This window comes from Microbispora sp. NPDC049633, assembly GCF_040675265.1.
Taxonomy (GTDB): Bacteria; Actinomycetota; Actinomycetes; order Streptosporangiales; family Streptosporangiaceae; genus Microbispora; species Microbispora maris.
The window spans coordinates 36,737-43,465 of record NZ_JBFAOO010000052.1 but is presented as its reverse complement, the minus strand read 5'-3'; the positions used below and the strand labels follow the sequence as shown (position 1 = coordinate 43,465).

Genomic DNA, 6,729 nt, shown 5'->3' with positions numbered 1-6,729 from the left:
CCCGAGCAAGCACTGCGCGGAGCGCCCCGAGCAAGCACTGCGCGGAGCGCCCCGAGCAAGCACTGCGCGGAGCGCCCCGACGGATCTGCGGCGGGAGGGTTATTCGCCCTTCCAGACGGGAGCGCGCTTCTCGGCGAAGGCCGCGGCGCCCTCCATGGCGTCCTTCGAGGTGAAGACCGGGCTCACGATCTCACCCTGCTTGCGGAACATCTCGTCGAGCGACCAGTCGGCCGACTCGACGATGACCCGCTTGGTCGCGGCCAGCGCCAGCGGCGCGTTCGCGGCGATCGTGCGGGCCAGTTCGAGCGCGCCGTTGAGCGCCTCGCCGGGGTACGTGATGCGGTTGACCAGCCCCAGCTCGTACAGCCGGGCCGCCGGGTAGTGGTCGCCGGTGAGGGCGATCTCCATGGCGATGTGGTACGGGATGCGGCGCGGCAGCCGCATCACCCCGCCCGCGCCGGCCACCAGGCCGCGCTTGGGCTCCGGCAGGCCGAACTTCGCCTCCTCGGACGCGACGATGATGTCGCAGGACAGCGCCAGCTCGAAGCCGCCGGCCAGCGCGTACCCCTCGACCGCGGCGAGGATCGGCTTCTTCGGCGGCGCCTCGGTGATGCCGCCGAAGCCCCGCCCCTCGACCACCGGCATGTCGCCGGTGAGGAAGCCCTTCAGGTCCATGCCGGCCGAGAACGTGCCACCGGCGCCGGTGAGGACGATCGCGGACACGTCGGGGCTTTCGTCCAGCTCGTCCAGGGCGGCCGCGATTCCGCGCGCCACGGCGCCGTTCACGGCGTTCCTGGCCCTGGGCCGGTTGATGGTGACGACGGCCACGCCGCCGTCGACGATCTCTACGAGTACCTCGTCCGGCTCAGCGGCCGGCCCGGAGTTGACCTCGGACACCTGACCTCACTCGGCTTACTTGGGCTGGAAGCGGATGCCACCGTCGAAACGGATGACCTCGCCGTTCATGTAGTCGTTCTCGATCAGCGCGCGGACCAGGTGGCCGAACTCGGCGGCCTTGCCGAGCCGCTTCGGGAACGCCACCGGCCCGATGAGCTTGGCCTTGAACTCCTCGGCGTTCTTGTCGCCGATCTTCCCGTAGATCGGGGTGTCGATGATGCCCGGCGCGATGGTCAGCACGCGGACGCCGATGGCCGCGAGATCGCGGGCCGCGGGCAGGGTCATGCCGATGATGCCGCCCTTCGACGCCGAGTACGCCACCTGGCCCGTCTGGCCCTCGATGCCGGCGACCGACGCGGTGTTGATGACGACGCCGCGGGCGCCGTCCTCGTCGGCCGGCTCGGTCTGGGCCATGGCCGCGGCGCCGATGCGCATGAGGTTGAAGGTGCCGATCAGGTTGACGTCGATCACCTTGCGGTAGGACGCCAGGTCGTGCGGGGAGCCGTCCCGGCCGACGGTGCGCTGCGCCCAGCCGATGCCGGCGCTGCTGATCACGGCGCGCAACGGCTTGCCGGTGGCGACCGCGACCTCGACCGCGGCCTGCACCGACGCCTCGTCGGACACGTCGGTGTGGGCGAACACACCGCCGATCTCGTCGGCCAGCGCCTTGCCGCGCTCCGCGTTGAGGTCGGCCACGACCACGGTCGCGCCGACGCGGGCCAACTCGCGGGCCGAGGCTTCACCGAGGCCGCTGGCACCGCCCGAGATGATTGCTGCTGCTCCGTTCAGATCCATAGCCGGACCTTAACGCGCGAACCGAATGAAGTTCTACTCGGGGTGCTGCAAAATCGCGGTATCGACGTCGGGGTAGACCTTGATCCGCCGGTCCAGGCCGGTCGTGCGCAGGATGCGGGCCACCGGAGGCTGCGGCGAGGCGAGGGACACCGTGCCGCCCTCGCTGGTGGCCAGCCGCCAGGCCTCGATGAGCACGCTCAGCCCGCTTGAGTCCATGAACGACAGCTCGCCGAGGTCGAGCACGAGAGTGGGGCCGCCGTCACGGATGGCGTCGCGGATCTCGTCGCGCAGGAACGGAGCCGTGAACAGGTCGAGCTCCCCCTCCACAGCCACCACGACGGCATTGGAGAGCGATTGGCGCGCGAGCCGCAGCTTCATCGTCGGGACCTCCTCAGCTCCGGCCCACTTTACTTATCCATCACCCCGGCTGAGCAGGGACGGCGAACCCGTACGGGAGTTCGAGCCGGTGCGCCGTGAGCAACCGCTCGTCGGAGAGCAGGGCATTCGTCGGCCCGTCGGCGGCGATCACCCCCTCGGACATGACGAGCGAACGCTCGCACAGTTCCAGCGCGTACGGCAGGTCGTGGGTGACCATCAGCACGGTCACGTCCAGGCTCTTGAGGATCTCGGCCAGCTCGCGGCGGGACGCGGGATCGAGGTTGGACGACGGCTCGTCGAGGACGAGGATCTCCGGTTCCATCGCCAGCACGGTGGCCACGGCCACCCGGCGGCGCTGGCCGAAGGACAGGTGGTGGGGCGGCCGGTCGATGGCGTCCAGCATGCCGACCCGCTCCAGCGCGTCCCGCACACGGCGGTCGAGTTCCGCGCCGCGCAGCCCGAGGTTGGCCGGGCCGAACGCGACGTCCTCCCGCACGGTCGGCATGAACAGCTGGTCGTCCGGATCCTGGAACACCAGCCCGACCCGGCGGCGGATCTCCCGCAGGCTGTCCGCGCGCACCGGGAGCCCGGCCACCTCCACCGTCCCGTGCCCGGGGGTGAGGATGCCGTTGAGGTGCATGACGAGCGTCGTCTTGCCCGCGCCGTTCGGGCCGAGCAGGGCGACCCGCTCTCCCCGCTCGATCGTCAGGTCCACGCCGTACAACGCCTGAGTCCCGTCGGGATAGGCGTACGCGAGCCTGCTCACCGTGAGAGAAGGGCTGCCGGAGGTCACGTCGTGCTCCACGCCAGTAGGGCCGTCGCCGCGGCGAGACACGGAAGCATGCCCGCCATCGCCCAGTCTCGCCCAGTTGCCGATATATCCCTAATCGTCGGCATCTCGCCCGTGTAGCCCCGGCTCAGCATGGCGAGATGCACCCGCTCCCCCCGCTCGTACGAGCGGATGAACAGGGCGCCCGCCGACTTCGCCAGCACGGGGGCCTGCCGGAGGTCCCGCGCGACGAATCCCCGCGACTCCCTGGCGATCCGCATGCGCCGCATCTGGTCGAGGATCACGTCGAGGTAGCGCAGCATGAAGGTCGCGATCTGCACGAGCAGCCGGGGCAGCCGCAGCCGTTCGGCGCCGAGCAGCATCATCCGGGGCTCGGTCGTGGCCGCAAGCAGGATCGAGGCGACCACGCCCAACGTGGCCTTGGCCAGGATGTTCCAGGCGGCCCACAGGCCCGGGGCGCTCAGCGACAGACCGAGCACCTGGACCCGCTCACCCGTGCCGATCACCGGAATCGCCAGCGCGAACAGCACGAACGGCACCTCGATGACCATGCGCCGCGCGATCACGCCGGCCGGCACCCGGGCGGCCGCCGCGACGACGGCCAGCAGCAGCGCGTCGACGGCGAACGCCCAGAAACGCTCGCGGGGGGTGGCGACCACGAACACCGCGAACGCGACGACCGCCGCCAGCTTGCACTGGGGTGGCAGCCGGTGGACGGGCGTGTCGGCGGGCCGGTAGATCGGGTGATGGTGCCCGGCGCTCACTTCGCACTCACAGAGCCATCATCGCCGACCCGCGCCGCCCGCCCGCGCCCAGGGCGGGCGCGGGGCGGCGTCCTCACGCGGGCGCCGTGCGCTCACTGCGCGTTCGCGGGGGTCATCCCGTCGGTGATCCGCCGACGCCGGCGGATGACGTAGAACACGCCGCCCCCGGCCGCTACCGTCAGCGCGACACCCGCCACTCCGGCCAGGCCGCCGGACAGCCGCTGGTCCTCCACGCCCTTGACGGCGTAGTCGGCCAGCGGACCGTTCTCCACCGCGTGCGGCTTCTCCTGCGCGCTCAGGCCCTTGTCGGCCGCCACCTTCTCCAGCCCGTCGGGGTCGCCGGAGGCGTAGAACGAGAAGACACCGGCGAGCAGCACGGCCACGAGCCCACCGCCCACCAGCACAGGACGCAGGCCGATTCCGGCCTGGGGAGCCTCCGGGGCCGCCTGGCCCACCTGGACCTCCCCCTCGGCGGTGCGCAGCGTCAGCGCCCTGGCCATCCCGCGCGCGCCGTACACGAGATCGGGGCGGACGGCCAGCACGCTGCTCACGGTGAGCGCGGTGATGAAGCCCTCGCCGAGCCCGATGAGCAGGTGCACGCCGCCCATCGCGGCGGCCACCGAGCCCAGCTCGATCGGCGCGGTGCCGCCGAGCCAGAACAGGACCGTGAACACGAGCGCCGACGCCGGGACGGAGACCAGCGCCGCCACGAACGACGCGGCCACCAGCGTCGCCCGCCCGCGCGGCCCGCCCCGGGTGATCAGCCGGAACACCGCCCAGCCGACGACCGCGGTCACGATCGCCATCAGTGTGATGTTGACGCCCAGCGCGGTCAGCCCGCCGTCGGCGAAGAAGAACGCCTGTACGAGCAGCACGACCGCGACGCACAACACGGCGGTGTACGGCCCGACGAGTATCGCCGCCAGCGCCCCGCCGAGCAGGTGCCCGCTGGTGCCCGCCGCGACGGGGAAGTTGAGCATCTGCGCCGCGAAGACGAACGCGGCCACCAAGCCCGCCATGGGGGCGGTGCGGTCGTCGAGCTCACGTTTGGCGCCCCGCAGGCACACGGCCACCCCTGCGGCCGCGAAGGCCCCGGCGCCGACGGACACGGGGACATCAAAGAACCCATCGGGCACGTGCACGGCTATAACCCCTTCGAAACGGGCGAATTCCCTCCCACTTTAGAGCACCGAGTTGTAGTTGCAAATGATTCGCAATTAGCGCCGCCGCAGGGCCCTGACCATCCGTCTGGCCACGGTGAGCGGCGTGGCCACGCGCACCGACACGCTGAGCCGCCGGTTGACCGCCGTGGCGTACGGCCGGACGGTCCATTGGGCGGGGACCCACCGCAACGGACCGCGCGGGTCCCGGGGCTCCGCGTCCCACGGCAGCGGGCCGCGCCACCACCGCAGCGGCCGGTCGAGTGCGTCCGCGTCGGCGACCTTGACCGGAAAACGCACCGAAGGGCCACCGAGGTCGAGTTCGAGGTAGGCGTCCCAGGTGCCGGGCGGCAGGCCGGCCGTCTCGGCCGCGAACTCCCCCGGTCCGCACGCCACGGCCCGCTCGCGGTGCTCCCGCCCCGTCGTCCGCTCGCGCCAGATCAGGTGCCGTACGGCCCCGGCGGCGGTCTCGTCGCCCACCCGCGCCCGGCCCTCGACCCGCAGCCGTTTGCCCCGCCACCACGCCCGCGTGAGCCGTACGGCCGCGGGGACCCGCACGACGTGGCCCCCGATGTCGAGGCCGAGGTGGCCCTGGGACCGGGTCAGGAAGGGCACCGCGACGACCCCGCCCACCAGGTGGGCGACCGGAACGCCGGCGCCGTCGTCGCGGCGCGAGCCCAGCCGGACCAGCCTGCGCGCGCCCTCGCTCTCGACGGCGACGTGGATGTCCCACACTCCCGCCGGCAGTGCGGCCACGTCGGCCACGGCCGTGAAGGACCCGGCGGCTCCGGTTCCGCCGCGCGTCACGTGGGGCACGCGCTCCGCGCGCGTCAGACGTTCGCGCAGCACCAGGCCCACGGTGGTGTCCGCCGGGGGGACGTCCAGACCGGCGAGGGCGGCCCACCCGTCGATCACCAGGTGGTCGCCCCGCCACTCGACGCCGGTCAGCCGGTGCCGCAGCGGCGCGGCCTCGACGCGCGCGAGCCGTACGAGCCGGTCGGGATCGTCGAGCGCGGCGACGCGGGCGGCGTCCACGCCGTCGAGGTGGGCGCGCACACCCGGCGTCAGCCACTGTGCGCAGATGTCGGCGACCTCGACGGCGATCTTCTCGCGATGGGCCTCGCACGCGGCCAGGAACGGCGCCCCGAGCTGGGCGAGCACGTCACGGCGCAGGTGCCGCAGGAGCAGGCGGTCGCGCAGCGCGCCGGGCGGCACGTGCCGCGCCATGACCTCGATGGGCGTGCGGACCACGCGCAGCCAGCCGAGCGGATCACGCGCGGACGCCTCGCTCCCGCCCTCGGCGTGGTAGCAGTCCCGGTCCGCGACCACGGAGACGACCCGGGCGTGGCAGTACGCGTGGACGGCGAAGGTCATGTCCTCGCCACGCCGGTGCGTCTCGTCGAAGCGGATGGCGTGCCGATCGAGGAAGTCCCGGCGGAAAAGCTTGAAACAGGACAGATCCTCGTAGACGGCGGTTAAGGAGGCCTTGTCGGCGCTGTCCCGCAGCCCCTGACGCGCGCCGGTGAGCCTTCCCACGACGACGTCGGCGCCGGTCCGGTCGGCGGTGGCGACCAGGCGGGCCAGCCCGTCGGGGGCGAGGTGGTCCCCGGCGTCGCAGAAGAAGACGTACCGCCCGGCCGCCCGTTCGAGTCCGCGGTTTCGGGCGCGTCCGGGCGTGCCGGGCTGGGCGTCCCGCAGCACGGTGATCGACCGGGGGTGGTGCGCGGCGTAGAGGTCGAGGAGTGCCGGGGTCCCGTCCCGCGAGCCGCCGTCGACCACGATGATCTCTTTGGCGACCCGCTGCACGAGCAGCGAGGTGAGGCAACGGTCGAGTGACGCCCGGCGGTTGTACGCCGGGACGACGACGCTGACGTCGATCCCCCGATCGGCGCGCTGGCCACTCCCCGTATCCATCGCGCTTCATTATGTGCCGACGACCCGGGCG

The 6,729-nt window shown here is 72.5% G+C and carries 7 protein-coding genes; all 7 read right to left on the bottom strand.

The features are described 5' to 3' along the window. Positions 1 to 99 precede the first annotated feature (99 nt). On the bottom strand, positions 100 to 897 hold the full coding sequence (locus tag AB0J39_RS16415; RefSeq protein ID WP_363465020.1) for a crotonase/enoyl-CoA hydratase family protein: 798 nt from the start codon (positions 895 to 897) through the stop codon (positions 100 to 102). A 15-nt stretch (positions 898 to 912) separates the two neighbouring features. Next, entirely contained in the window at positions 913 to 1,692 is a 780-nt protein-coding gene (locus tag AB0J39_RS16410) for an SDR family NAD(P)-dependent oxidoreductase (protein ID WP_363465017.1), read from the bottom strand. 33 nt (positions 1,693 to 1,725) lie between these two features. Then, on the bottom strand, positions 1,726 to 2,070 hold the full coding sequence (locus AB0J39_RS16405) for an STAS domain-containing protein (protein ID WP_363465015.1): 345 nt from the start codon (positions 2,068 to 2,070) through the stop codon (positions 1,726 to 1,728). A gap of 40 nt (positions 2,071 to 2,110) precedes the next feature. After that, the gene (locus tag AB0J39_RS16400; protein ID WP_363465013.1) at positions 2,111 to 2,875 is read right to left on the bottom strand and encodes an ABC transporter ATP-binding protein; all 765 of its coding nucleotides are present in this window, start codon (positions 2,873 to 2,875) and stop codon (positions 2,111 to 2,113) included. Beyond that, positions 2,860 to 3,624 (bottom strand): cobalt ECF transporter T component CbiQ, encoded by a 765-nt coding sequence (gene cbiQ, locus AB0J39_RS16395; RefSeq protein ID WP_363465011.1) that lies wholly within the window; start codon positions 3,622 to 3,624, stop codon positions 2,860 to 2,862. Before cbiQ ends, AB0J39_RS16400 begins: the two co-directional genes overlap by 16 nt. 92 nt (positions 3,625 to 3,716) lie before the next feature. Beyond that, positions 3,717 to 4,766 (bottom strand): energy-coupling factor ABC transporter permease, encoded by a 1,050-nt coding sequence (locus AB0J39_RS16390; protein WP_363465008.1) that lies wholly within the window; start codon positions 4,764 to 4,766, stop codon positions 3,717 to 3,719. Between the two features lie 75 nt (positions 4,767 to 4,841). Next, on the bottom strand, positions 4,842 to 6,698 hold the full coding sequence (locus AB0J39_RS16385) for a glycosyltransferase family 2 protein (RefSeq protein ID WP_363465005.1): 1,857 nt from the start codon (positions 6,696 to 6,698) through the stop codon (positions 4,842 to 4,844). Positions 6,699 to 6,729 lie beyond the last annotated feature (31 nt).

What these genes read in the sequence shown, in the direction of transcription:
- AB0J39_RS16410 (WP_363465017.1), bottom strand. Translation starts at nt 1,692, where the DNA reads ATGGATCTGAACGGAGCAGCAGCAATCATCTCGGGCGGTGCCAGCGGC.
- AB0J39_RS16405 (WP_363465015.1), bottom strand. Translation starts at nt 2,070, where the DNA reads ATGAAGCTGCGGCTCGCGCGCCAATCGCTCTCCAATGCCGTCGTGGTG.
- AB0J39_RS16385 (WP_363465005.1), bottom strand. Translation starts at nt 6,698, where the DNA reads ATGGATACGGGGAGTGGCCAGCGCGCCGATCGGGGGATCGACGTCAGC.